Source organism: Thermodesulfovibrionales bacterium (genome assembly GCA_026417875.1).
GTDB lineage: Bacteria > Nitrospirota > Thermodesulfovibrionia > Thermodesulfovibrionales > CALJEL01 > CALJEL01.
The window spans coordinates 251-896 of sequence record JAOACK010000116.1 but is presented as its reverse complement, the minus strand read 5'-3'; the positions used below and the strand labels follow the sequence as shown (position 1 = coordinate 896).

Below are 646 nucleotides of genomic sequence, written 5' to 3'. Positions count from 1 at the left end.
CCTTTACTAATACTAAATTGACTAGTTTCGTATTTTCGGATAATGACCTTGTCACCTAACATGATTTTTACACAAATAGTATGTATCGCCTGAGAAACCAGAGCTTTTCGAGCAGGTACGTATTTGTTGACAATAAGAATTATTTGCATATAATATTACTTATAATTAAATCCAAGGAGGTGTGTCATGGATATGGAGAAAAAGCGTTGGATTTCTGATTGGTGGCCAGAGAGGTTAAACTTAAGGATTTTGAGGCAAAACTGCTCCCATGCAAATCCATACGGCGAAGATTACGATTACGCCGAGGAGTTTGAAAGTCTGAATCTTGCGGAAGTAAAGAAGGATATCGAGAAAGTTCTAACCACACCACAGGACTGGTGGCCTGCAGACTTTGGACACTATGGCCCTCTTATGATACGCCTTGCATGGCACAGCGCTGGCAGTTATAGGGTATTTGACGGTCGTGGTGGTGCAAGAACAGGAGAGATTCGCTTCCCTCCAAGAATCAACTGGCCCGATAACATAAACCTTGATAAGGCTATAAGACTCCTTTGGCCCATAAAGAAAAAATGCGGAAGAAAGCTATCATGGGCAGACTTGATAGTCCTGGCAGGTAATGTGGCTTTTGAATCCATGGGTGTAAAAC

The 646-nt window shown here is 42.0% G+C and carries 1 protein-coding gene; it reads left to right on the top strand.

The features are described 5' to 3' along the window. Positions 1-192: 192 nt before the first annotated feature. Positions 193-646: hypothetical protein (locus N2257_10720; GenBank protein MCX7794857.1), on the top strand; the 454-nt coding region annotated here is incomplete at its 3' end.